Here is a 23,050-nt window from a genome sequence, read left to right on the forward strand (position 1 = left end):
GCGGCGGTATCCTCCGCGTCCGCCTCGGGAGGGCCCATGTCGAACGAAGCCATCACCAGCTTGATGAAGGAAACGCGACGGTTCGAGCCGCCGGCCGAGTTCGCCGCGCGCGCGCGTATCGGATCGCGTGAAGCCTACGACGCGCTCTACCGCGAGAGCCTCGACGATCCGGACACGTTCTGGCGCCGCGAGGCGAAGGACCTCGTGTTGCGCACGCCGTGGACCAAGACGGTCGAGGGCGACTTCCCGCACGTAAAATGGTTCCTCGGGGCGACGCTCAACGTCTCGGAGAGCTGCCTCGATCGGCACATGTCGACGCCGACGCGGAACAAGGCGGCGATCGTCTGGGAGGGCGAACACGGAGAGACGCGCACGCTCACGTACGCGCAGCTCTACCGCGAGACGGTGCTCTTCGCCGACGCGCTGGCGAAGCTCGGCGTGGAGAAGGGCGACCGCGTGGCGATCTACATGGGCATGGTGCCCGAGGTCGTCGTGGCGATGCTCGCGTGCGCGCGGCTCGGCGCGGTGCACACCGTGATCTTCGGCGGCTTCGCGGCGGACGCGATCCGCGATCGGGTGCAGGACTGCCAGGCGAAGTTCGTCATCACGCAGGACGGCGGCTACCGGCGCGGACACGTGCTCGAGCTGAAGGCGACCGTCGACAAGGCGCTCGCGCAGCCGCAAGCGGCGAGCGTGCAGAAGGTCGTCGTGTTCTGCCACCTCGGCCGCGAGAAGTGCCCCGTGACCATGCACGAGGGGCGCGACGTGTGGTGGCACCACGTCGTCGATCCGAACGGCCACGCGAGGCGCGAGGCCACGATCGTCGACGCCGAGCACCCGCTCTTCATCCTCTATACGTCGGGCTCGACGGGCAAACCGAAGGGCGTCTTGCACACGACCGCCGGCTACCTCGTCGGCACGCACGTCACCACGAAGTACGGCTTCGACCTGCGCGACGACGACGTCTACTGGTGCACGGCCGACGTCGGTTGGGTGACCGGGCACAGCTACATCGTGTACGGGCCGCTCTCGAACGGCGCGACGTGCCTGCTCTACGAAGGCGCGCCGAACTTCCCCGACTGGGGCCGCTTCTGGCGCCTCATCGAGAAGCACGGCGTGACCATCCTCTACACCGCGCCGACGGCGATCCGCGCCTTCATGCGCCAGGGCGACGAGTGGCCGAAGAAGAGTGATCTCTCGAGCCTGCGCCTGCTCGGCTCGGTCGGCGAGCCGATCAACCCCGAGGCCTGGATCTGGTACCACAAGAACATCGGCGGCGAGCGTTGCCCCATCGTCGACACGTGGTGGCAGACGGAGACGGGGTCGATCCTCATGACGACGTTGCCCGGCGCGGCCTCGTCGAAGCCCGGCTCGACGGGCCTGCCTATGTTCGGCGTGGTGGCCGACGTCGTGACCAAGGACGGCGCGTCGGTGGGCGCGAACAGGGGCGGCATGCTCGTGCTGCGGCGCCCGTGGCCCTCGATGTTGCGCACCGTGTGGGGCGACGACGAGCGCTTCCGCAAGCAGTACTTCAGCGACGTCGAGGGTTGTTACTTCACCGGCGACGGCGCGCGGCGCGACGAGGACGGCTACTTCTGGGTGGTCGGCCGCATCGACGACGTCCTGAACGTGGCGGGGCACCGCATCGGCACGGCGGAGATCGAGAGCACGCTCGTCTCGCACCCGTCGGTGGCCGAGGCGGCCGCGGTCGGCCGGCCGGACGACCTCAAGGGCCAGGCGCTCGTGGTCTTCGTCTCGCTCCGCCCCGGCGCTTCGGCCGGCCCCGAGCTCGCGACCACGCTGGCGAACCACGTCGGCCAGGAGATCGGCAAGTTCGCCCGGCCCGATCAGATCCGGTTCGCCGACGCGCTGCCGAAGACGAGGAGCGGCAAGATCATGCGCCGGCTCCTGAAGGACGTGGCCGCCGGACGCGAGACCACAGGCGACACCTCGACCCTCGAGGATCTCAGCGTGCTCGCCAAGCTCCGCTCGGACGAGGAGTAAGACGCCCTCCCTCCTTCATGGCCGCCGTTCTCTTTCCGATCCAGCGCGACCCGCGGTAGCCTTTCACCTATGCGGTCCGCGCTCACGCGTACGTTCTCCGCGATCACGGCTCTCGCCATGCTCGCCGCCGCGTGCCCGGCCCTCGCGCAGGGCAAAGGCGCCGGCAAGAAGCCTGCGGCCGAGCCCGCGGCGCCCGAGGATCCGAAGCTCGTCGAAGCCAAGAAGCACATGGAGGCGGGCGCCGCCTTCTACAACGATCCCTCCGGGCACAAGTGCGAGGAGGCGTATCGCGAGTTCAAGAAGGCGTTCGAACTCTCGGGCTCGCTCAACGCGGTGAAGGGCATGGGCCTCTGCGCGATGGAGCTCGAGCGTGACGGCGAGGCGATCTCGCTGCTCGCGCAGTTCCTCGAGGCGAAGGGCGACGAGATCGACCCCGCGGACAAGCAGCAGATCGAGACGGACCTCAAGGCGCTCCGCTCGGTCGTCGCGTGGGTGACGCTGAAATCGGATCGCCCCGGCGTGACGATCACGGACGTCCGCACGCCGGCCCGCGGCTACCCGATCACGAACCGCTACACGATCGGCATCACGGACCAGAAGTTCGGCATCCACCCCGGCGCGCACGAGTTCAAGGCGAGCGCCGAGGGCGCGCCCGACCAGGTGTGGAAGGTCGACATCACGAACGGCGGCACGTACGACCGCTTGTTCGAGTTCGACAAGGGCAAACCCGTCACGGCCGAGGGTTTCACCGAGGAGGACCTCCTGGGAGGGAAGGACAAACCCGCCGAGAGACCTTCGCGTCCCGTGCCGATGACGGTGTTCATCGTGGGCGGCGCGGCGATCGCCGCGGGCATCGCGGGCGCGGTGGTCGGCGGCGTGCTCGCGACGGGCGCGAAGGCGGACTTCGACGCGTCGAACGGCAAGGCGAACACGAAGGCAGAGCTCCAGACCCTCGAGGACATGCGCTCGAAGGTCGTCACGTTGAACACGGTCGCGGACGTGTGCTTCGGCGTGGCCGCGGCGGGCGCGGTGGCGGCGACGGTGCTCTTCGTCCTGCGGCCCGAGAAGAAGCCGGACGAGCCGCCGAAGGAGTCGTTCGCCTTCGCTCCATGGGCCACACCGCAGGGCGGCGGCTTGATGGCCACAGGGACGTTCTAGTCCGGAAGGACGAGGCGAGCGTTTGGAGATCGAAGCCGGCACCATCGTCGCGAATCGTTACCGCGTGACCCGTCTGCTCGGGCGCGGCGGGATGGGCGAGGTGTTCGCCGCGGAGAACACGCGCACCGGTCGCATGGTCGCGATCAAGGTGCTGCACGCCGACGCGAAGGCGAAGGCCTCGGCCGTCGAGCGCTTCCGGCGCGAGGCGCGCGCGGCGGGCGTCATCAACAGCGACTACGTCACGCAGGTCCTCGACGTCGAGGAGGACACGAACTTCGGCATCGTGCTCGTCTTCGAGCTGCTCGAAGGCGAGAGCCTCATCGATCGGCTGAAGCGCACGGGCCCGATCTCCTTCGACGAGCTCTACGTCATCATCGAGCAGGTCTGGATGGGCCTCGCGGACGCGCACCGCGTGAAGATCATCCACCGCGACCTGAAGCCCTCGAACGTGTTCCTCGAGCGCCGTCCGGATGGCTCCGCGCGGGTAAAGATCCTCGACTTCGGCATCTCGAAGCTGCCGAAGGAGATGGAGGGCGAGACGCTGACGGAGATGGGGCAGAGCCTCGGGACGTTCTCGTTCATGCCGCCCGAGCAGATCGGCAAGGCGAGGTTGGTCGACGAGCGCGCCGACATCTACGCGTGCACGACGATGATCTATCAGTCGCTCACGGGGCAGCTCCCCTACCTCGCGAAGAACGTGCTCGTGATGGTGGAGATGAAGGCGAAGGCGCCGCCGCGCAGGGTCGGCGACGCCATGGACGGCCCCATCGATCCGCGGCTCGAAGCGTTCGTCGCGAAGGGCCTCGCGCGGGACCCCGAGCAGAGGTTCCAGACCGCGCAGGAGGCGCTCGCGGCGTGGCGCGAGCTCTCCCCGCGTTCGTCAGGACCGTACATGCAACCAAACGCGCTCGGCACGGCGCACACGATGCCCGCGCCCTCGCACGCGCCCTCGCACGCGCCCTCGATGTCGAGCGGGCCACGCGGGACGATCCCCTTCGACGTGACGCGCCAGGAGCCACACGTCCGTCGGCCCGAGCCGCCGCCGATCGAGGCGGAGAACACGACCGACGACGCGGCCGCGACGCTCGCGATGCCGATCGCGCGGCTCATGCCAAACAAGGGCGCGGGAGGCCCGCAGTGGCCGCCGCTGCCGCAACCCTCGGGCTCGAGCGCGGCGCGACCGAGCCCCTCGGGATACGGCACGAACACGAACAGCTACGCGGGCGCCACGAGCTCGGGGACGTACGGCGTGGCGCAGGCGCCCGCGCCCTCGCCGCAGGGTTATGGCTCGCAGATGCAGATGCCGAGCACGCCGCCCGGCGCTTACCCCGAGCACGCGCAGCCCTACGGGCAGCGGCCGATGAGCGTGCCGCCGCAGCAGGCCGCGTGGCCGCAACAGACGGGCGCGCAGCCGCTTCCGACCGACCTCGTCCCGCAGCCCGCGCCGCGCCGCGTCTGGCCCTTCCTGCTCGGCGGCGTGCTCTTCGCGCTCATCGGCTTCGCCATCGTCGCGGCGATCATGCTCTCGACGGGCAAGTGATCACCACGCGCCGCGCGCGGAGGGCGAGCGGCGCGTGATGCGAGCGTCAGGGTTTGTCTTGGGTCAGAGCGTCCAGCGGACGAGGACACACGTGACGTTGTCCGGTCCGCCGTTCTCGTTCGCGCGCTCGATGAGCTTCGCCGTCGCGGTCTTGATGTCGCCGTGACGCGAGAGGATGTCGGCGATCTCGGGGTCGGTCACGGGGCCGGAGAGGCCGTCGGAGCAGAGCAGGTAGGTGTCGTTGACGGCAGGCACCTCGAAGCGCGTGTCGACCTTGACGGTCTCCTTCATCCCGAGGGCGCGAACGATGACGTTCTTGTGCGGGAAGTTCGCGATCTCCTCGGGCGTGAGGCGCTTCATCTTGATGTAGTCGTTGAGCAGCGAGTGGTCCTCGGTGAGGCACTCGAGCTTGCCGTCGCGATGCCGGTAGACGCGGCTGTCACCGACGTGGGCGATGTACACGCCGTCGTTCGCCGTGAAGATGCCGACGAACGTCGTCCCCATGCCGCGCTTCTTCGACTCGCGTTGCGCCGTCTCGTAGATGCGCAGGTTCGCGAGCTTGATGCCCGTGATGAGGCGGTTCTCTTCGTAGCCCTTGGTGCGATCCATCTTGTAGGGCCACGTGCGCTCGGGATCTTCCTGCGTCTGCGCGAAGAACTCTTGCATCGCATCGACGGCCATCTTCGAGGCGACCTCGCCCGATGCATGACCACCCATGCCGTCGGCCACGATGAAGAGGCCGTACTCCGCCATGATCGCGAAGTTGTCTTCGTTGTGATTACGCTTGCGGCCGACGTTCGTCTCGCCGGCTACCTCGATGCGGAGCTGTTGAGCCACGGTTCACCGAATGTGGGGGACGTGCGGCTCGCTGTTTCTCGTTCCCGGAGAGGGAGCCGAGAGCCGCGCTCGTCATGGTCGGGATCGTTCGGCGGGGTGTCAACGAGATCCCGCGAGACGACCGTCCGCGGGCTCGTTTCCGGTGGAAGTCAGTGGGATCGACCTCACCTCCTGCGCTCGAGCACGTCCGCTCTGGGACGGCCATGCGTGGGCGGCGCTGCATCGCCGAGGGTCGGCAGCTCGGACGGGTGCGCCGGCGGCGCCTTGGGCGCGGCGCGCGGATCGGGCGCCTGACGAAGCACGACCGTCACCTGACGATACTTGCCCTGGCCAAACACCACGAGCGGCACCTTCTCGCCGACCGCGTGCGTCCGGATGACCTCCGCGAGCTGCTCGGGGCTCGTCACGGGCACGCCATCGACGGCGACGATCATGTCGCTGACCGAAGGGTCGCCGCCCTTGAGCTTGGCCTCGGCCGCGGGGCTGTCCGGGTGGATGCTCTGCACACGGACGCCCTTGGCGAACGAGCCGATCTCGGAGGAGCCCTGGATGCCGAGCCAAGCCGCGGGCGCGACCGCGGTCGCAGGGACGGTGCGCAAGAAGGAGCGGACCGCGTTGATGGGGATGCCGAACGCGACAGGGGTGCAAGGGCGACCCTCGTTCGGCGCGCAGCCGCGGCCGAGGAGGGCGACGACGCGGCCATCCTCGTCGATGATGGGCGCGCCGAGATCGAGCGGGGAGATACGCGAGCCGAGCTCGAGGGCGTTGGCGAGCGTGGCGTCGTCGGCGCCGAGCAGGTTGCGGCGGCCGCGGATCACCATCTGCGAGGCGTGGGGTTTGCCCTTGGGGCCCATCGCGAAGCTGCGGATGGTGGCGTCGTTGCGGAGCGGGTCACGCGTCGAGGCGACGAGGCCCTCGGTCCAGCGCCCCGACTGCGGGACGAGCAACGCGAGGTCCCAGGTGCGATCGTGATGGCCGAGCTTGACGCGGGCGACGGAGCCGTCGGCGAAGCGCGCCTCGAGGTCGTTGCCCGAGCCGAGCGGCGAGAGGGCGGCGAGGATGCGGCCGTCGCCGGCGAGCGCGACGCCGAGCGAGACGGGCTGGCCGCCGCGCTCGATCGCGACGATGCCGCGGAGCGCCTTCTCCTCGACGGAGGGTTCTTTTTTCGTGTTGGGATCGGCGGGCGCGTTCGGGTCCGCGGCGGGCGTGGCACGAGGCGCAGGCAACGTCGGCGGCGCGAGGCGCGACGGGGGCGCGTTCGGCAGAGGCCGGCCGGCAGGCGCCTGGGCGAAGACGGCCGCGGGGGCCATGAGCGCGAGGACGGCGAGCGTGCCCGCCAAGGACCAGCGTTGACGATTCTTCACGCGGTAGGTGTGACCGGAAGCGGGGTGCTTTGCGGGCGAGGCGGGGAAATTCGTCATGGGAGGCGCTCCTCGAGGCTCGTCGGCGAGATCGGCGCTCGCGCGATGATGTAGCGTGGACGGGGGCGCTGCAAAGGTCGCGCCGTGGGCGGCCGGACCGCCGGCGAGGGGCCGGCGATCTCGATCGATCCTACCACGGCGCGGGGCGGGGCGCCTCGGATCCACGCGACGCTGCTTTCGGGGAGTTCGCGGGGGATCGCTCCGGTCGTGGTCACAAAAGAGGAGCTCCGAGCAACATGGCAGGCGAAGAGGCAACCATGGCCCCGGGTCTGGCACGTGCAGAGATGAAAGAAGGCCGATCGCACGCCGAGGAGGCGCGCGACATCGAGGAGCTCCTCGCGGCGGGCAACCATCGCGAGGCGCTCGCGCGGTGCGCCCGGGTCTACGCAGCGCCGATCGGTCGGCTTTGCATGGCCTTCACGGGCTCGCAAGCGGACAGCGAGGAGCTCGTGCAAGAGACCTTGCTGGCCGCGTACGACGCGTTCCCGACGTACCGGGCGGAAGGCAGCGTGCGTGCGTTCCTGTTCGGGATCGCGCGTCGCATCTGCGGTCGGTTCTCCGAGACGCAGGCGCGGCAGAAGGCGCGGCTCCGGCTGGTGCACGACACGTCGTCGGGCCGCGCGGACGCAGGGGAGCTCGCGCTGGAGAAGGAGCGGGCGAGCCGCGCGCGCGAGGCGCTCGCGAAGCTCAAGCCGAGCGAGCGGGAGGCCTTGGTGCTTCGGTACGACGCGGGGCTCAGCTTCCGCGAGGTGGCCCAGGCGTGCGGGATCGACGAGGCCGCGGCGCGCAAACGCGTGAGCCGCGCGCTCGGGAAGATGCGGGCGGAGATCGGCGAGGAGTGAAGCGATGAGCACGAGCGAGACGAACGTGGGTGGGCTCTGCCGCGAGGTCGAGGAGCGAATCGCCGAGGTGCTGGATGGTTCGGCGCCGAAGGAGCTCTTCGATCACATCGCCGACTGCGACGCGTGCCGGGACCTGCGGTACGACGCGGAGCGCGCAGCGGAGTTCGTGGGCCACGCAGGCGGAGATTTTCGCGTCGACGCGGCCTTCGCCGACAAGGTGCTCGCGCGGCTCGACGTGGAGAATTTGAAGCCGCCGGCAGGCGTGGCGCCGAAGAGCGTGGAGGCCGCGACGTCGGCGCCGCGGACGGCGAAGAGCGTGGTCGCCGAGCCTTCGGTCGGGGTCACGGACTTCGCCACGGCGAAGACGGAGATCGCGAGCGCGACGAACGAGCCGGAGGTCGGGGAGACGGAGCCTCCGCGGCCGCGGACGAACACGTTGGTGTCCAAAGTTTCGTCGACGCAGCCTTCGCCGACGCTGAACGACGAGGCCGCGCCCGCGCCCGCGCAGGCGATCACGGACCGGGACGTGCCGCGCTCGCGCGAGCCCGAGGCGAAGAGCGGATCGAGGGCGGGCGCCGCGCGCACGGCGCCGCCGCGGACGACGAAGCCGAGCGAGGGTGGCAAGGTCGTCTCGCTCTTTCGCCGCCCGAAGTTCGTCGCGGGTGTGCTCGGCGCGATGGCCGCGGCGGCCGCCGTCGGGTTCTACGTGAAGAGCCCGAAGCAAGGGCCGGAGGAGCCGAAGCTCGAGGCCGCGTGGTCGGGCAAGATCGACTCGATCTCGCGCGCGTCGGCCGACAAGGAAGGCGGGCTCGAGGCCTGCGACGCGAGCGGCGCGTGCAAGCCGGTGAAGGCGGGCTGGGCGTTCAAGAACGACACGACGCTGCGCACGGACGCGCGCACGCGGGCCTACGTGTCGCTCGCGGATGGCTCGCAGCTCGCGATCGATCGAGGCTCGTCGATCTCGCTCGAAGGCGGCAAGGTGCGTCAGGCGAAGCTCGCCGAGGGGACGATCGTCGCGGACGTGGCGAGCTTGAAGGGCGCGCCGCCTGCGAAGATCGGGGTCGGCGACGGCGAGGTCGAGGTGCTCGGGACGAAGCTCGTCATGACGGCCGGCAAGGGCCGCGCGAGCGTCGAGGTCGCGCGTGGTGTCGTGCGGGTGCGGTCGTCGTCGGGCAAGGCGGTCGACGTGCGCGCGGGCGAGGAGGCGACGATCGAGAGGGGCCGCGAGCCGCTCGTCGTGAGCTCGTCGAGCGTGGCGGACTCGCTCGAGTGGAGCGACCGCTCGCCGGAGGAGCTCGACGCGCCGGTCCTGCGGGGGCTCGGCGAGCTGCGCGCGCGCAAGCCCGGACAAACCAAGGAGAAGGACCACGCGGTGCGGCTCGCGAAGCACTCGGTGAAGGTGCGCATCGTGGACGTGGTGGCGCGGACCGAGGTGGACGAGACGTTCACGAACGACACGGACGAGGAGCTCGAAGGCATCTTCCGCTTCCCGCTGCCGCCGGGCGCGCAGATCGAGAGGCTCGCGCTGGAGGTGGACGGCAAGATGATGGAGGGCGCGTTCGTCGATCGCGACAAGGGCGCGGCGATCTGGCGCGGGGTCATCCAGAACGCGGCGCCGAAGACGCCGAAGCCGCGCGAGGAGATCATCTGGGTGCCCGGGCCGTGGCGGGACCCGGCGCTGCTCGAGTGGCAACGCGGCGGGCGGTTCGAGCTCAAAATTTTCCCGATCCCGAAGCGCGGCTCGCGGCGCGTGATCCTCACGTACACGCAGACCGTGGACCAGGCCGCGGGCGTCCGGCGCTTCACGTACCCGCTCGCGCACGACCCGAGCGGGACGACGAAGATCGACGCGTTCGACCTCGACCTGCAGGTGCTCGGTCACGACAAGGAGTTCGGCGTGCAGACGCGCGGCTACGAGCTCTCGCCCGGGGGCGGCGACGCTTCGGCCGAGCGGCGCACGCTGCGCGCGACGGGGTTCGTCCCCGCGGGTGATCTGACGGTCGAGTACGCGCTGCCCGATCGAGACCGCGAGGCGACGGCGTGGGCGTACCGCATGGATGCGGCGAGCGCGCCCTTGCCGGAGGAGCCGAAGGTCGGGCCCGCATCGGCGAAGGCGAAGACGAACGAGGAGAAGGACGCGGCCGCGGCGGCGCAAGCCATCGCGTTCGATTCGTCGCCGTACGTGGCGATCGCGCTCCGGCCGAAGCTGCCGCGGTGGCAGGAGGCGAAGGAGCGCGTGCACGCGATCGTCGTGGACGCGAGCCGGTCCATGGTGGGCGAGCGCTTCTCGCGGGCGACGCGGCTCGCGTCGACGATCGTGCGCGAGATGGATCGGCGCGACTCGTTCGTGCTGCTCGCGTGTGACACCGTGTGCAGGCCGATGACCGAGGACGGTCGCGGCGGTTTGCCCACGCCGAGCGCGCCGGGCGCGGCGGCGGCGGGCGAGGTCGAGCGTTTCCTCGGGAGCGTCGAGCCGGACGGCGGCAGCGACATGGCCGCGGCCGTGAGCGCCGCGCGCAGCTCGGTGGGTTCGCTCGGCGGCAAGGAGCTCCGGATCCTCTACCTCGGCGACGGCACGCCGACCGTGGGCCCGACGCGGCCTTCGCACATCGAGGCGGCGGTGCGCGGCTCGTTGCCGAGCGGCGATGGATCGGTCGTGGCCGTGGCGATGGGCGCCGACGCGGACCTGACCTCGCTCGCGGCGCTCGCGCGAGGCGGCGGCGGCGTCGTCGTTCCGTACGTGCCCGGGCAGAAGGTCTCCTCCGCGGCGCTCGAGGTGCTCTCGGCGGCGTACGGCGTGACCCTGCGGGAGCCCGAGATCGAGCTGCCGCCGGGGCTCACGCAGGTCACGCCCGCGCGGCTCGATCCGATCCGCGCAGGCGGCGAGACGTTCGTCGTGGCGCGCATGTCGAGCGGCGACTCGCTCGAAGGCGCGATCCGGCTGCGCGGCCGCGTCGCGAGCGAGCGGTTCGAGCAGACGTACCCGATCAAGATCCTCGCGACGTCGAGCGCGGGTAACGCCTTCGTGCCGCGGCTCTACGCGGCCGCGAAGATCGCCGAGCTCGAGAGCGCGGGCGGCACGGCGAGCAAACTCGCGGCGATCGAGCTGTCGAAGCGCTTCGCGGTCGCGAGCCGCTTCACCTCGCTGCTCGTGCTCGAGAGCGAGGCGATGATGAACGCGTTTGGCCTCGAACGAACGCGCGTGGCGCCCACGTTCACGGGCGAGGAGCTCGCGCAGAGCTCGAACGCGGACGCCGAAGGCGAGGAGAAGCCCGACGAGGCGGCGAAGGAGGAGGCATCGGCGGAGCTCGACACGCAGAGCCCCGCGAAGGGGAAGGCTGCAGAAACCGCCTCCGCCGCGGAGCCGGCCGATGGGTTCGGCAATATCGGCGGCGCCTTCCCGGGCGGCGGAGCAGCCGCGCCGGCCCCGCCGCCTGCCTTGCCCGCGCCGACGGCGACGGCTTCACCCACGCCGAAGCCCGCATCGAAGGCTGGCGGGGGATGGCGAGGCGACTTCGACGACGGCGCCGACAGGAGCCGCGGATGGCGTGAGTCGCGAAGGCCGCCGCAGCGCCTCGTCCCGATGCGAAAAATCTTCGAGCGTAAAGGATCGTTCGAGGCGACGAACACGCTCGCCTCGCAGAACGCGACGAAGCTGCTCGCCGCCGAGAACGCCCTCGCGAGCACGCCCGACAGCCGCGACAGGACCGTGGAGCTCTTCGCGCTCTACGCGACGGCAGGCCGCCTCGGCGAGGCGCAGGAGCTCACGGCGAAGTGGAGCGGTCGCGACGCGCTCGACCCGGACGCGCTCCTGGCGCGCGCGGATCTCGCGGCGCGGCAGGGCGATCGCGAGCGGGCGATCCGGATCCTCGGCGGGCTCGCGGACGTGCGTCCGGGCGATCGCGCCGCGCAGACGCGCCTCGCGGAGCTGCACGAGGCCGCGGGCAACCGCGCCCTCGCCTGCGAGCACCGCATCGCGCTCGCGGACATGGCCCCCGGCGAGGCGAAGCTCGTCGCGAACGCGGTGCGCTGCGCGAACACGCTCGGCATGACCGAGCTCGCGAGCCTGCTCAAGCTCGACGCGAGCGAGAACGTGCGCGCCTCGATCAACAAGCTGCTCGCGCAGCCCGAGGCCCCGGCCACGTCCGCGCTGCGGGGCGACATCCAGGTCTCGGCCGAGTGGACGGGCGGCGTGGACCTCGACATCGGGCTCATCGACGCGCAGGGCCGCCGCACCTCGTGGCTCGGCTCGGCCGGCAAAGCCCTCGTCAGCGCGCGGGACGTGACGAGCACGCGGGCCGAGGCGATCGGGCTCGTCAACGCGACCTCGGGCAGCTACGTGGTCGAGATCGCCCGCGCGTCGGGCGCGGACCAGAACATCCCCGTGCGGGGCGAGCTCTTGCTCAAGCTCGCGGGCGAGACGCGGAAGGTGCCCTTCGTGCTCACCGGTCCACGCGCGGAGGTCGGCACGATGCGGGTCTTCTTCACCTCCCGCCTGGTCCCGATCACGGACAGGCCCTTCAATCCCTGGGGTCCGTGAGCGGGCCGGCCCCCCGGCGCGCGCGTCGCCCGGGGGGCTTCCCATGGACTTCGCGCCGGAAGTGGGGCATTCCCTCCCCACCATGAGCGCAGCGCACGACGCCCACGGAGCTACCGCCGCGGGCCACCACGCCTCCCACGATCACGACCACTTCGACAACGATCCGGTGCAGGAGCTCCCGGCCGACGAGCCGCGCACGCCCACGTGGATCCCGATCGTGGGGCTCTTGCTCTTCTTCTTCGCCGGCACCGCGTGGCTCCTCGCGGCGAGCGGCGACGAGACCGACACGAAGGTCGACACCGCGCCCGCCGAGGCCGCGCCTGCCGCCGCAGCGCCGCAGCCGCGGCCGCAAGTGCAGCCCACGCGCGTGCCGCCGCAAGTGCAGGCGCGCCCGGCCCCGTCGCCGCTCGGCACCGGAGGCCTGAAGCAACTCACGCCCGAGCAGGCCAAGCAGATCCAGGAGCGGATCGAGGCGCTCCGCGCGAAGCAGCAACAGCCGGGCGGCGCGCCGCAGCCTCAGCCCGCGCAGCCGGTGGCGAAATGAGCGTGGGCACGGAGGCCGCGGCCGTGCGGCGCGTCGTGGTGCTCGGCGCGGGCACGATGGGCCAGGGCATCGCGCAGGTGATGGCGAACGCCGGGTACGTCACGCACCTCTACGACGTGGACGCGGCGCGGATCGGGCGCGCGATCGAGTCGATCAAGCAGGCGACGGATCGGCTCGTGCAGAAGGGCAAGATGCTGAACGAGGCGCGCAGCGAGCTCATCGGCGCGCTCGTCCCCACGCCCGATCTCGCGCAGGCCTGCGCCGACGTGGACCTCGTGATCGAGTCGGCGCCCGAGCAGATCGAGCTCAAGGTCGGCCTCTTGCGCGAGGTGAAGGCGCTCGCGCCGGAGCGCGCGATCCTCGGGACCAACACGTCGAGCTTGTCGATCACGGAGATCGGCACGCGGATCGGCGCGGCCGCGCGCACGATCGGCCTGCACTTCTTCAACCCGCCGCCCGTGATGGAGCTGCTCGAGGTCGTGCGCGGGCTCGGCACGGACGAGGGCGTCGTCGCGACGAGCCTCGCCCTCGCCAAGCGTATCGGCAAGACGCCGATCGTCGTGAACGACATGCCCGGCTTCGCGACGAGCCGGCTCGGCGTGGTGATCGGCGCGGAGGCGATGCGCATGCTGGAGAGCGGCGTGGCCTCGGCGGAGGACATCGATCGGGCGATGGAGCTCGGCTACCGCCACCCGATGGGGCCGCTCAAGCTGACGGACCTCGTTGGCCTCGACGTGCGGCTCATGATCCTCGAGCACCTGCACCGCGAGATCGGCGAGCAGTTCCGACCGCCGGCGATCCTGCGGCAGATGGTGCGCGCAGGCAGGCTCGGCAAGAAGACCGGCGAGGGGTTTTACCGCTGGACCGAGTCGGGCCCGGTCCCCGTCACGCACAAGCGCTGAGGGGATACGGACAAACACGAAGGCCCGCCGGCGATCACGCCCGCGGGCCTTTTCTTTGGAGCACCAACGAACCGCGGCGCGCGCGTCAGCGGTTGAGCTTGTCCTTCTTGGCGTTGTTGGCCGCCTCTTTTTCGCGCTCGGCCTGGCGCTTGATGATGCGCTCCTTCACGGCGGCGTAGTCCTTCTCGTCCTTCAGGCGGCGCTCGATGACCTTCTGCCGCTCCTCGGGCGTGCCGGGGTAGCCCTTCGCGTCGGCGGCCTGGTCCTTGAGGAACTGGGCGTACTTGCCCCACGCCTCCTTGGCCTCGGGGAGCTTGCGTTGACGCTCGCGCAGGTCGGCCAGCACGAAGTGCACCTTCGCCTTGAGATCCGCAGGGCCGTCCTTGTTCAGCGCGACGTTCCACACGGCCTCGGCCTCCTCGGGTTTGCCCGCGGCGAGCTGCGCCTCGCCGAGCCGGTAGAAGCCGAGCATCTTCGACGCGTCGAGCTTGATCGCGTCCTGGAACGCCGTCACCGCGCTCGGGAAATCACGCGCGACGAACGAGTCCTCGCCCTTCTTGATCGCCTCCATGTAGGGGCTGATCCCCTTCTTGTTCTCGGGATCCTTCATCGGCCCCGCGGCAGGCGCAGGCGCCGTGGGGGCCGCCGCGCCCGCAGCGGGCTTGGCCGCGTCGGGCTTCGCAGGCGCCGCAGCACCAGCTCCCTGGCCGAACGCCGTTCCGGCGAGCGCGAGCGAAGAGGTCACGAGGGAAGCGACGAGCAGACGGCTTGCCATGGCGAGAGCAGCCTACCTCAGCCTCGGACGGCATGGAACTTCCGCGAAAAAGAACCCTACCGGCCGTCCGCCGCCGCGTCGCTCGGCCCCGCATCCACGGAGCCCCCGGCGTCACCCGGCGAACCCGCGTCCGCCGCAGAGGCCGGCGCACGCGAGGCCGCAGCGCCGAGCGGGGCGAGGCGGCCCTCGGCGTCGGGCGGCCAGGCGAAGCGCTGCACGTCGCCCGTGGCGCGGTCGACGAGCGCGACGAACGTGGCGCGTGGATGATCGGCCATGCGCACCGTGAGGCGCGTCGAGACGTGCGTGAAGTCGGGCCCGCGGAGCGGCCCGCGGCGGCGATCCTTGGGGTCACGATCGAGCATCGGGACGTCGAAGCGGATCCGGTCGAGCAGCTCCTTGCCGACCCAGAACTCGACCGCGAACCGGCCCATCATGCGCACGGTGGGCGTCGGGTTGGCGACGAGGACCGACGAGGCGCGCGGGAGCGAGGCCTTGCCGTCCTTGACCGAGACGGCGAAGACCCACTGCTTCTTCGACGCGTTGCCCGGCGGATCCGGCGGAAAGCCGCCCCTCGGAGGTTCGGGCGCGGCCGGCGCGGGCGCGCGTCGCGTGGGCTCGGCGAGCGAGAGCGCAGCGGCACCGCCGAGGGCAGCGCCGAGGCCGAGCGCGAGGAAGAGGCGGCTTTGCTTCACGTCTCCTTGGACCTGACATCACCCGCGAAGATTTCAATCGTCCCGCGGTCCCCATCGACGCGGACGCGATCCCCGGTGCGAATCGCGACGGTGGCGCCCGGGACGTTGACGACCGCAGGGACGCCGTACTCGCGCGCGACGATCGCCGCATGCGAGAGCGGCCCGCCGAGCTCGGTGACGACCGCGGCCGCGACGAGGAAGAGCGGCGAGAGGCCGACGTCCGTCGTACGCGTGACGAGGATCTCGCCGGCGCAAACGGCGTCGAGGCCACCCGTGCCAGGCGAGAGGACGCGGGCGCGGCCCTCGACGACGCCACTCGAAGCCGGCAGGCCCACGAGGCGGCGGCCAAACGCAGGCGGGAGCTGCACGGGCGGCGGGCGGCCGATGAAGGTGGGCGGAGGATCGGGGCGCTGGGCGTCGCGCAGGTGCTCGGCGCGGCGCAGGCGCGCGACGTGGCCGATCTCGGCGCGGCCACTTCGAAGCGCCTGGATGAGCTCCTCGTAGGTGCAGAAGAAGACGGCGCCCCTCGACAAGGTGGGGTCGATGCGGATGAGGCGCCGATCGACGTCGAGCGCGATGGTGCGCAGCATGCCGAGCACACGCGTGACCCACATGCGCATGCGCTCGCGGAGGCGGGTGAAGCGCTGCGCGCGCGTGACGAGGGCGCGGACGGCGTAGAGCGTGGCCGGGCCGAGGCGCGTCTCGAGCTGGGCCATCTCGCGATCGGCGAGGGCGCGGGCGCGGGCGAGGGCGCGGTCGGGGTCGCTGTCGGGCGCGCGCAGCGCTGCGACGAGCATGGCGAGCACCGCCGAGGGGTCCTCGCGCCAGCGCGGCGTCGAGAGCTCGGCCTCGCGGACGGCGCGGTCGCCGAAGGTGTCGAGGAACGACTCGAGCTCGCGTCGCGTCGGGCCGTCGGGCAGGTCGCTCGAGGTGCGGACCTCGCCGGCGAGCAGGCGAGCGCGCGCCTCGGGCTCCTCGCGCGCGCGCACGGCGATGCGGGCGAGGGCGACGCCGGGGCTCGCGCTCTCGAGCTCACGCACGCCGCCGACGAGGGCGTGCGCGAGCGACGCGCCCGACGAGAGCGTACGGGGCATGAGCGGATCCATCGCGAGCGCGTCGTCGTCATCGTCCCGCGCCGAGGAGCGGCGCGCGGCGAAGCGTTCGAGGAGGCGCGCGAGCGCGAGGTGGCTCGCGAGCGAGGCCGAGGCGCAGGAGAGCATCAAGGTGCCCGTGCGATCGAGCAGCGCGCTCGCGGTGCGCAGGGTGGTGGCGAGCGCGTCGTCGGGCAGGAGGCCGAGGTCCATCTCGGCGAGGGAGCGACGCGCGCGCTCGGCTTCGACCTCGTAACTCGCGACGTCACGCTCGAGCCGCGCCTGGCTCGCGAGCACGCGCGGGGCCACGAGCGGCAGGCGCGCGAGGAAGCCGCGCTTCGAGACGTCCTCGGTCTGCTGTTCGAGCAACGCGATCGCCGCCTCGCCCGCGCCGCCCGAGGCCGAGAGCAGCGCGCGGGGCGAGAGCAGCGGCACCTGCGCGGCGATCTGCATGAACGCGCTGAGGTTCAAGTAGAAGCGCCCGTGCACGTTGGTGACGAGGTGCGCGCCACGAGGGACGCGACATCCGAGCGCGGCGAACGCCTCGCGGAAGCCCTTCTCGCTGAAGGTCCGCGCGATCGACCACGTGAGCGGCGTGGCCGCGCCGGGCAAGGCCTCGCCGACGTTCGCGCGTGACCAGACCGTCTGCGCGTCGCCCCCCTCGGGGAAGCCTCCGCCGCCGATCGGGCGCACTTGCAGGAGGAGCACCTGGTCCTTGCCTTCGGGCGTCTTCTCGACGGCGAACTCCACGTCGAAGGGCCCGGCGCCGCCTCGCTCGAGCCTCGTGGCGAGCTCGCCGAGCTGCCCGATCGCCTCGAGCGAGAGCGCGGCGCGCCTCGCGTGATCCTCGGGGATCGCGACCTCCTCGACGCCATGCTCGCCCACGACGAGCGCGCGCCGCTTCTCCGCGACGACCGTCGCGACCACGCCGCCCGACTTCGAGAAGCGCACCGAGTCGGTCGGCATCGCGCCCTCGACGACGGGCGCGCCGAGCCCCAGCGTGACGTTGACGAGCCGCTCGTCCTCGCCCCAGTGCTCCCCTGCGAGCCCGGGCGGCGGCGCCGTGAAGAGCACGCCCGCGGCCTCGGCGCGAGCCATCACCTGCACGAGCACCGCCATCGCCACGTCACGCACGCCGTGGTGCGCGAGGTACTCGATCGCGCGTGGCAAGAACGCGCTCGCCCAGACCTGCTTGATCGCCGCGGCGAGCCCCTCGGGCCCGCGCACGCCGAGCAGCGTCGTCGCGAGCCCGGCAAAACTCGTCTCCTCGCCGTCCTCGCACGTCGCGCTCGAGCGCACGGCGAGGCCCCACGGAGCGCTCTCGCCGACGTCGGCCCAGAGCGCCTCGAGCGCGGCTTGCAGCGACGCTTCGAGGGGCGCCTCCTGGATGCGATCACGCGCGCGCGCGGCCCGATCGATCCCGGCGCGGCTGCCGGCGAGCTTGATGAGCGAGGGCAGATCGTGGCCACGCGGCAGCGTCGTCTCGGCGAGCGCGTCGAAGTGTTCGGCTGGCAAGACCCAGCCACGCGGCACGGGCAGGCCCTCGCGCACGAGCTTGCCGAGGCTCGTGGCCTTGCCGCCGAAGCGCCGGGCATCGCCGCGCTTCCGGCTCCAGGCGAGCGCGAGCGGACGGAGGGTGTTCTCGTAGCCGCCCGGCGTGTCCGTGCCGCCGGGCGTTCTCGCTTGCCGCGCCGAAGGGTCGACCACGCCGACGCCTTACCATGCTTTGTGCGCGGCTGCGCTCAGGGGGCGGGCAGGGCGCGCAGGACCCGCTCGTGCCAGAGCAACATCTCGGCCCCGCCGGGCCCTCGGTTCCAGGCGTAATCGTGAGGCCCCGGGGTCACGACGAGCTGGTGCGGGACATCCACCTTTGCGAGCGCGGCCGAGAGCGCCCGCACGGCGGGGAGGAACGGATCGGCGTCGCTCGACGCGAGCCGGAGCGCGAAGGGATGCCGATCCATCGCCGCGCGCGCGAGCCCGGCGAAGTGCGGGGCCTCCTCGGGCTTCAAGGCTGGCTGGAGCGCGCCGATCGCGCCGAACACCTCGGGATGGGCGAAGCCCACGAAGAGCGCGAGCCGCCCGCCCATGCTCACGCCGTCGATGCCCGTCGCTGCGCGATCCGAGGACGCCTTCGCCTCGGCGCGCGCGCGCGCCAGGAGCGCGCTCGTGACGAACCGGCCGAAGGGCGCGGCTCCCTTCTCGGATCGATCCGCGACGACGGGCGTGTAGGGACAGGCGACGACGAGGCCCTCGTAGGCGTGCTTCGCGAGCGAGTGGTTCATCTGCGCGAGCCGATCCGGCCGGAAAAACCCTTCGAGATCGACGCCCGTGAGCGGCGGCGCGGCGAGCCTGCGATCGAGCCGGTCGAGGCCGTAATCGTCGCGCCAGGCGTACGCGCCGACCTCGAGCCCGCGGCCCGACTCGCCCCGACCATGCAGCGCGACGAGCACGGGCAGAGGGCGCGCGGACGGCGGAGCGAGCACGAGGGCGCGCTGCTCGTCTTGCGGGAAGGAGAGGTCTTTCCAGCGTGGATCCGCGACCGGCGAGGGTGCGGATTGCTTGCGGCAAGCGGAGAGGGAGAGGGCCGCGAGGGTGAGGAGGTGGTGACGTCGGGTGTGCATGGATGGTCGCCGCCTGGAGCGGGAGGGTCATTGTCCCCGTCGCGCCGGTCGTGACCAGCCCTCGCGGTCCTCTCGACCCTGTCCTCCCCCGTGCGTCCTCTTCCGGAACCCTCTCTCGACCCTGTCCAAACCACGAGCGCCCCTCCCCTCCGAGCGCATCGACCCTGCTCGAACACCCTCCGCTCCCTCCTCCAGCAGGTCGCTACCCTCCTCGAAGACGCTCCGGTCGCCCGTCCAGAGGGTCGCGACCCTCTTCGAAGACGCTCCGGTCCTCCGTCGGGAGCGTTGCGACCCTCTTCGAAGACGCTCCGCTCTCCCGTCCGGGAGCGTCGCGACCCTCTTCGAAGACGCTCCGCTCGCCCGTCCAGAGGGTCGCGACCCTCTTCGAAGACCCTCCCGCCGCTTCCTTGGCGCCCGTGTGAGCCCCGCGGTACCGTGCCCGCCGATGACGGTCCTGCGTGAAGATCGAGCGGCAGATCGAGCGGCTCGCGCAGGACTACGCGATGGCGCTTTACGGCGACGAGATCGACGTACTGCTCCAGGTCGCGGAGACCCTGATCCAGCTGCAGCTTGGCCATCGCGTCGAAGCGCTGGACATCGCCAAGCGTGCGGTACGCCTCGCAGAGCAGGCCGAGGATCGCCGGAGCAAAGAACTCGCGACTATCCTCAAACGCCTCGCCGCCTCCAACTGACCCCTCCTCCAACATCCGCCCCCGACACGCCCGAGCGTACACAGCGGATCTTCGCGTCCCCCCTACACAGCCCGCCAAACCGAGCCACATCTCGACGCCCTCCGCTCCAAACTGATCGGTAGCGTTCGACGCTCGTCACGCTATGGATCCGAAGTAGTACGGCGTCGTGAGCGCAAGGACGACCGGGCCGGAGATCCAACGGTTTCCGCATCCGCCTTGGTCGAGCTCGACGGCCCGTCTGCACAGGGTGGGGGAGCCCGAAAACCGTGCAAGTCGTGCATCCGAGCGCGAGCGGCAGCTCGTTGGCTGAAGACGAAACGCAGACCGCCACGCAGGAAGGCTTCCGTGAGCTCCTCGAAGCGGCCCCCGATCCCATGGTGATCGTGGACGCGCAGGGCATCGTCAGGCTCGTCAACGCGCAGCTCCTGCGCATGTTCGGCTACGAGCGCGACGAGCTGCTCGGCCGGCCGATCGACGTCCTCGTCCCCGAGCGCCTGCGGGCCGATCACATCGAGCACCGCATGCGTTACGCCGCGGAGCCTCGCCCCCGGCCCATGGGCGCGGGCCTCGAGCTCCACGGCCGCCGCAAAGACGGCACCGAGTTCCCCGTCGAGATCAGCCTCTCGCCGATCCGCACGAAGAGCGGCGTCCTCGTCACCGCGGCGATCCGCGACGTCACCGAGCGCAACCGCGTGCAGGCCAAGTTCCGGGGCTTCCTCGAGGCCGCGCCCGACGCGATCATCATCGTCAACGCCGAGGGCACGATCGTCCTCTGCAACTCGCAGACCGAACGTGTCTTTGGCTTCCCGCGCGCCGAGCTGCTCGGCCAGTCGATCGAGACCCTCGTCCCCGAGCGCTTCCATCACCGCCACGTCCATCATCGCAGGAGCTTCTTCTCCGATCCGCGCGTGCGTCCGATGGGCTCCGGCCTCGAGCTCTACGGCCGTCGCAAGGACGGCGCCGAGTTCCCCGTCGAGATCAGCCTGAGCCCCATCGAGACCGAGGACGGCCTGCTCGTCTCGGCCGCGATCCGCGACATCACCGAGCGCAAGATCGTCGAGAAGCAGCTACGCGCCTCGCTCCTGGAGAAGGAGGTCCTGCTCAAGGAGATCCATCACCGGGTCAAGAACAACCTCCAGATCGTCTCCAGCATGCTCAACCTGCAGATGGGTCAGATCACCGACCCGCGCGCGCTCCAGCTCTTCAAGGAGAGCCAGACCCGCGTCCGCTCGATCGCGCTCTTCCACGAGAAGCTCTATCAATCGAAGGACCTCGCGCGCGTCGAGATCGCCGAGTACCTGCGCAGCCTCGCGACGGGCTTGCTCTACACGTACGGCGTCAACCCCGAGCATGTCTCGTTCGTCCTCGACGCCGAGGGCGTGCCGCTCGGCGTCGACGCGGCCATCACCTGCGGCCTCGTGGTGAACGAGCTCGTCTCCAACGCGATCAAGCACGCGTTTCCGCCCGGTCGTGACGGGCACGTGCGGGTCGCGCTCCGGCGGCGAGGCGACGAGGTCGTGCTCGAGGTCGGGGACGACGGCATCGGCTTCCCGCCCGACCTCGACTTCCGCGAGGCGAGCACGCTCGGCCTCAAGCTCGTCTGCATCCTGACCGAGCAGATCCACGGGACGATCGAGCTCGTGCGGGGCTCGGGTTCGAGGTTCGTGGTCTGCTTTCCGCTCACACCGACGCAGCTATGAGCAGCTCGTTGCGCAAGAAGATCTTCATCGTCGAGGACCAGCGGATCGTCGCCGCGGACCTCGAGAACACGCTGCTCTCGCTGGGCTACGACGTCGCCGGCTCCGCGGCCTCCGGCGAGCGCGCCATCGAGAAGGTGCTCGCCTCCCGCCCCGACCTCGTGCTGATGGACATCCGCCTCGAAGGCAAGATGGACGGGATCCAGGCCGCAGAGCGGATCCGCGCCGAGCTCGACGTCCCCATCGTCTACCTCACGGCCTACGCCGACGAGGAGACCATCCTCCGCGCGAAGACCACGAGCCCCTTCGGGTACCTGGTCAAACCCTTCAACGAGCGCGAGCTGCGCGGCGCGATCGAGATCGCGCTCTACAAGCACGAGACCGATCGGATCCTGCACGAGCGCAAGCTCGCGCTCGCCGAGGAAGAAGCCCGGCGCCGCGCCTCCGAGCGCGCCGTCGAGACACAAGCGTTCCTCGACGAGACCACGCTCCTGCTCACGAGCTCGCTCGAGACCGAAGGCACGCTCCAGAAAGCCGCGGAGCTCGCGGTCCCGCGCCTCGGCGATCTCTGCTTCGTCGACCTCGCGAACGACAAGGGCATCCTCGTCGTCTGCGCCGCCGCCGGCGCGCCCGAAGACCAGGCGATCACGGCGGAGCTCTCCCGCACGATCTCGTGCCGCCTCGGCGCCGACTACGCCTTCCAGAACGGCGGCAAGGTCCTCCACGAGGAGGTGCAGAACGTCGACTGCCTGTCCCACCTGCTCGGGACGACGGACCTCGATCACCTGCGCGCGCTCGGGCCGATCTCGTACATCTGCGTCCCGATCGAGCTCCGCGGCAAGAGGCTCGGCGTGGTCGAGCTCGTGCGCCGCACGGAGCGGGGTCGTTACGACACGACCCACCTCGGGGTGGCCCAGGAGCTCGCGCGGAGGTTCGGCATCGCGCTCGACAACGCTCGCCTCTACCGCGAGGCGCAGGAGGCGATCCGCGTCCGCGACGAGTTCTTCATGATCGCCTCGCACGAGCTCCGGACCCCGCTCACGCCGCTGCAGCTCCAGCTCGAGGCGCTCGAACGTTCCCTCAGGCGGGCGGGGCTCCTGAACGAGCACCTCACGGGGCGCGTCGAGCGCTGCTCCCGGCAGATCTTCCGGCTCACGCGGCTCGTGGAGACCCTGCTCGACGTGACACGCATCACGGCAGGTCAGCTCTTGATCGAGCCCGAGGTCACGGACCTCTGCGCCCTCGTCCGCGAGGTGGCCGATCGCTTCGCCATGGAGGCGCACGAGGCCGGCAGCACGATCGAGCTGCGCGCTTGCGAGTCTCTTCGGGGCCAGTGGGATCCGATGCGGCTCGACCAGGTGCTCTCGAACCTCCTCGAGAACGCGGTGAAGTACGGCTGTGGTCGGCCGATCGACGTCGAGGTCGTGGAGGAGGACGACGTCGTGCGGATCGCCGTCACCGATCGTGGCCTCGGCATCGCGCCCGAGGCGTGCGCGCGGATCTTCGAGCGGTTCGAGCGCGCCGTGTCGCTCCGGCATTACGGAGGGCTCGGCCTCGGCCTCTTCATCGCGCGGCAGATCGTCGAGGCGCACGGCGGGACGATCGAGGCGACGAGCCAGCCCGGCGCGGGCTCGACCTTCACCGTGACCCTGCCGCGCTGGGGCGTCGCGGCGGCGTCCGAGGTCGCGTGAAGC

At 71.0% G+C, this 23,050-nt stretch carries 16 protein-coding genes; 10 read left to right on the plus strand and 6 right to left on the minus strand.

The window, feature by feature from the left end; all coding sequences use genetic code 11:
• Positions 1–36: 36 nt before the first annotated feature.
• The 3 genes from acs (at position 37) to GF068_RS21590 (ending at position 4,702) form a co-directional block, all read left to right on the plus strand.
• Positions 37–2,004, plus strand: a complete 1,968-nt coding sequence (gene acs / locus GF068_RS21580; protein ID WP_153821341.1) for an acetate--CoA ligase — start codon at positions 37–39, stop codon at positions 2,002–2,004.
• Between the two features lie 69 nt (positions 2,005–2,073).
• Positions 2,074–3,162: a hypothetical protein gene (locus GF068_RS21585; RefSeq protein WP_153821342.1), complete on the plus strand. Its 1,089-nt coding sequence runs from the start codon at positions 2,074–2,076 to the stop codon at positions 3,160–3,162.
• 22 nt (positions 3,163–3,184) lie between these two features.
• Positions 3,185–4,702, plus strand: coding sequence for a serine/threonine protein kinase (locus GF068_RS21590; RefSeq protein WP_153821343.1), 1,518 nt, complete (start codon positions 3,185–3,187; stop codon positions 4,700–4,702).
• A gap of 63 nt (positions 4,703–4,765) precedes the next feature.
• Here GF068_RS21590 and GF068_RS21595 read toward each other — a convergent pair whose 3' ends face one another.
• Both GF068_RS21595 and GF068_RS21600 read right to left on the minus strand, forming a co-directional pair.
• Complete coding sequence (locus GF068_RS21595; RefSeq protein WP_281331384.1) at positions 4,766–5,539, minus strand: Stp1/IreP family PP2C-type Ser/Thr phosphatase; 774 nt, start codon at positions 5,537–5,539, stop codon at positions 4,766–4,768.
• A 164-nt stretch (positions 5,540–5,703) separates the two neighbouring features.
• Positions 5,704–6,960: a S1C family serine protease gene (locus tag GF068_RS21600; protein ID WP_153821344.1), complete on the minus strand. Its 1,257-nt coding sequence runs from the start codon at positions 6,958–6,960 to the stop codon at positions 5,704–5,706.
• A gap of 284 nt (positions 6,961–7,244) precedes the next feature.
• Between GF068_RS21600 and GF068_RS21605 the strand changes: the two genes are divergently transcribed.
• From GF068_RS21605 to GF068_RS21620, 4 genes are all read left to right on the plus strand, one after another.
• A complete protein-coding gene (locus GF068_RS21605; RefSeq protein WP_240807185.1) occupies positions 7,245–7,802 on the plus strand; it encodes an RNA polymerase sigma factor in 558 nt (185 codons plus the stop codon).
• Between the two features lie 4 nt (positions 7,803–7,806).
• Positions 7,807–12,342, plus strand: a complete 4,536-nt coding sequence (locus GF068_RS21610) for a VIT domain-containing protein (protein ID WP_153821346.1) — start codon at positions 7,807–7,809, stop codon at positions 12,340–12,342.
• Positions 12,343–12,424: 82 nt separating this feature from the next.
• Positions 12,425–12,886, plus strand: coding sequence for a hypothetical protein (locus tag GF068_RS21615; RefSeq protein ID WP_153821347.1), 462 nt, complete (start codon positions 12,425–12,427; stop codon positions 12,884–12,886).
• Entirely contained in the window at positions 12,883–13,788 is a 906-nt protein-coding gene (locus GF068_RS21620; RefSeq protein ID WP_153821348.1) for a 3-hydroxyacyl-CoA dehydrogenase family protein, read from the plus strand. Before GF068_RS21615 ends, GF068_RS21620 begins: the two co-directional genes overlap by 4 nt.
• An 85-nt stretch (positions 13,789–13,873) precedes the next feature.
• On the opposite strand, the gene GF068_RS21625 is transcribed toward GF068_RS21620, so the two are convergent.
• Genes GF068_RS21625 through GF068_RS21640 form a run of 4 tightly spaced genes read right to left on the minus strand, consistent with a single transcriptional unit; the run spans position 13,874 to position 18,967 of the window.
• A complete protein-coding gene (locus tag GF068_RS21625; RefSeq protein WP_153821349.1) occupies positions 13,874–14,563 on the minus strand; it encodes a tetratricopeptide repeat protein in 690 nt (229 codons plus the stop codon).
• Between the two features lie 56 nt (positions 14,564–14,619).
• Positions 14,620–15,255: a hypothetical protein gene (locus GF068_RS21630; protein WP_153821350.1), complete on the minus strand. Its 636-nt coding sequence runs from the start codon at positions 15,253–15,255 to the stop codon at positions 14,620–14,622.
• Complete coding sequence (locus GF068_RS47105) at positions 15,252–18,053, minus strand: PEP/pyruvate-binding domain-containing protein (RefSeq protein ID WP_338046495.1); 2,802 nt, start codon at positions 18,051–18,053, stop codon at positions 15,252–15,254. Before GF068_RS47105 ends, GF068_RS21630 begins: the two co-directional genes overlap by 4 nt.
• Before the next feature lie 35 nt (positions 18,054–18,088).
• Positions 18,089–18,967: an alpha/beta hydrolase gene (locus tag GF068_RS21640; protein ID WP_153821351.1), complete on the minus strand. Its 879-nt coding sequence runs from the start codon at positions 18,965–18,967 to the stop codon at positions 18,089–18,091.
• Between the two features lie 458 nt (positions 18,968–19,425).
• Here GF068_RS21640 and GF068_RS21645 point away from each other — a divergent pair, with 458 nt between their 5' ends.
• From GF068_RS21645 to GF068_RS21655, 3 genes are all read left to right on the plus strand, one after another.
• On the plus strand, positions 19,426–19,659 hold the full coding sequence (locus tag GF068_RS21645; RefSeq protein ID WP_153821352.1) for a hypothetical protein: 234 nt from the start codon (positions 19,426–19,428) through the stop codon (positions 19,657–19,659).
• Positions 19,660–19,961: 302 nt separating this feature from the next.
• A complete protein-coding gene (locus tag GF068_RS21650) occupies positions 19,962–21,359 on the plus strand; it encodes a sensor histidine kinase (RefSeq protein ID WP_170319605.1) in 1,398 nt (465 codons plus the stop codon).
• Positions 21,356–23,047 (plus strand): ATP-binding protein, encoded by a 1,692-nt coding sequence (locus GF068_RS21655; RefSeq protein ID WP_153821353.1) that lies wholly within the window; start codon positions 21,356–21,358, stop codon positions 23,045–23,047. The genes GF068_RS21650 and GF068_RS21655 overlap by 4 nt, the downstream gene beginning before the upstream one ends.
• Positions 23,048–23,050 lie beyond the last annotated feature (3 nt).

It is taken from the genome of Polyangium spumosum, assembly GCF_009649845.1.
Lineage (GTDB): Bacteria > Myxococcota_A > Polyangia > Polyangiales > Polyangiaceae > Polyangium > Polyangium spumosum.